A 2,118-nucleotide genomic window follows, 5' to 3' on the forward strand; every position below is an offset into this window, starting at 1 on the left:
CCGCAGCCGCCGGATCGACCGCCCCGCCACCCAGCAGGCTGCCGAGGATCGCCGCACCGCCGACACCGCCAATGGCTCCACCCAGGATTTTGGGAAGCTGACCCATCGCCGCCGTCTTGAGCGCCGCACCGACCGCCTGACCACCGATGATACCCGTAATCACCTGTATTATGATCGGAAGAAGCGTGTTCATGTCCATATGATTAGTCCCTCCATAGCTGCCAGCCTCCCGGGCCGACAGCATCATGAGACGCCGAATTGGACGAAAGTCAAATGCAGGAACGCTTAAATAAAAGGGGCGGCCCTAAAACCGCCCCTGCTTGCTAAAAAAGCTGTGACTTTCGTTATTCTGCGGCGATCGCGTGCTTGGGCTGAACGGCGGCAGAATAGTCATTCATAAGGTTTTTGGCGATTTCACCGACCTCGAATCGGTAAGGTCCGATCTCCGAAACCGGCGTTACTTCCGCTGCCGTCCCGGTCAGGAAGCATTGCTCGAAGCCCTCGAGTTCTTCCGGCAGGATGGCGCGTTCGATCACCTCCAGGCCGCGATCCTTGGCCAAGCCAATGACCGTGCGGCGGGTGATGCCGTCAAGGAAGCAATCGGGCTTGGGCGTGTGGATCTTGCCGTCCTTGACGAAGAAAATGTTGGCGCCGGTCGCTTCGGCGACCTGGCCACGCCAGTCGAGCATCATGGCGTCGGCATAGCCCTTGGCCTCGGCGGCATGCTTGGACATGGTGCAGATCATGTAGAGGCCGGCGGCCTTCGACTTGGAAGGTGCGGTGCGCGGGTCTGGCCGGCGCCATTCCGCCACATCGAGGCGGATACCTTTCAGCTTCTGTGCGGGATCGAAATAGCTCGGCCATTGCCAGATGGCGATGGCGCAGTTGATGCGGTTGTTCTGCGCCGAAACGCCCATCTGTTCACTGCCGCGCCAGGCGATCGGCCGGACATAGGCATCCTGGAAACCCTGCTTCTTCAGAAGCGTGGTGGAGGCGTCGTTGAGCTCCGCCACCGAATAGGGAACCTTGAAGCCGAGCAGGCGCGCCGATTCATGCAGGCGCTCGGTGTGTTCATTGAGCTTGAAGATCTCGCCGCCATAGGCGCGCTCGCCCTCGAAGACGGCGCTGGCGTAATGCAGGCCATGGGTCAGCACATGGATCTTGGCGTCACCCCATTGGACGAATTCGCCGTTCATCCAGATGAAACCATCCAGTTGGTCGAAGGGAACGGATGCCATGGTAACCTCCCGCGGGCGGCAGCCCGCATAGTGTTGTATCGTTGGTGTTTCGTGTCGGCCGCCCAAAGCGGCTTTTATGCTGGAGCGTAGGCGGATAATTGCGCTCTGGCAAACTCAGGAAGTTCCGGAAAAACCGGCTTCCCTTGCCTTTTCGTTCGCAATCCGTCCAAAAGCTTGTCAAAAATTACCATTGCAGGGAAATTACGTCAATAGTACTGACATAATCTCTCTTTCCTACGGAGAAATGATGACGGATCGAAGCCACGCAGCCGGAAAACCGATCAGGACCGCGATCACCGACGAGGACGGCATCGACTTCGCCATCATCGAGCTGCTCTTCTTCGCCTATCGTGACTTCACCTCCGATCCGGACCAGATTCTGGCCGATTACGGTTTCGGCCGGGCTCACCACCGGGTGCTGCATTTCGTCAACCGCAGGCCCGGCCTGACGGTCGCCGAACTGCTCGACGTGCTGAAGATTACCAAGCAGAGCCTGGCCCGCGTGCTCAAGCAATTGATCGACACCGACCATGTCGTGCAATTGCAAGGGCCGCGCGACCGCCGCCAGCGCGAGCTTTATCCGACGGCCAAGGGCCGTGCGCTGGCGCTGGCGCTAGCGCGGCCACAGTCGCGCCGCATCCATGCTGCATTGGGAGATTCCGGAATAACCGAACGGATCCTGGTGGAACGGTTCCTCGAAGCGATGGTCAATCCGGAACTGAGGGCGCAGATCGACGTTGGATCCGCAAAGATGTCAGGGAAAAGCCATGGAGAGCACTGAACGGGTCGATCATGCGGCCGCACCGGACGACGACGCGCCACATCTGCTTGTGGTCGACGACGACACCCGCATCCGCAATCTTCTCAAGCAGTATCTGAC

The 2,118-nt window shown here is 59.5% G+C and carries 2 protein-coding genes and 2 pseudogenes; 2 read left to right on the forward strand and 2 right to left on the reverse strand.

Going from position 1 to position 2,118, the window contains the following annotated elements; genetic code table 11:
- Together EN993_RS35105 and EN993_RS35110 are read right to left on the reverse strand one after the other, a co-directional pair.
- Window positions 1–199, reverse strand: a pseudogene (locus tag EN993_RS35105) (hypothetical protein); the annotation flags it as partial.
- A 145-nt stretch (window positions 200–344) separates the two neighbouring features.
- Window positions 345–1,238, reverse strand: a complete 894-nt coding sequence (locus EN993_RS35110) for a branched-chain amino acid aminotransferase (protein WP_127266173.1) — start codon at window positions 1,236–1,238, stop codon at window positions 345–347.
- A 247-nt stretch (window positions 1,239–1,485) separates the two neighbouring features.
- On the opposite strand from EN993_RS35110, the gene EN993_RS35115 reads away from it, so the two are divergent.
- Window positions 1,486–2,019 (forward strand): MarR family transcriptional regulator, encoded by a 534-nt coding sequence (locus tag EN993_RS35115; protein ID WP_164758034.1) that lies wholly within the window; start codon window positions 1,486–1,488, stop codon window positions 2,017–2,019.
- Window positions 2,006–2,118: pseudogene (locus tag EN993_RS35120) on the forward strand (DNA-binding response regulator); the annotation flags it as partial. The gene EN993_RS35115 and the pseudogene EN993_RS35120, both read left to right, overlap by 14 nt.

The organism is Mesorhizobium sp. M7D.F.Ca.US.004.01.2.1 (assembly GCF_003997785.1).
GTDB classification, from domain to species: Bacteria; Pseudomonadota; Alphaproteobacteria; order Rhizobiales; family Rhizobiaceae; genus Mesorhizobium; species Mesorhizobium loti.

Coding starts and splice junctions, on each gene's coding strand:
- EN993_RS35110 (WP_127266173.1), bottom strand. CDS start 1,238: ATGGCATCCGTTCCCTTCGACCAACTGGATGGTTTCATCTGGATGAAC.
- EN993_RS35115 (WP_164758034.1), top strand. CDS start 1,486: ATGACGGATCGAAGCCACGCAGCCGGAAAACCGATCAGGACCGCGATC.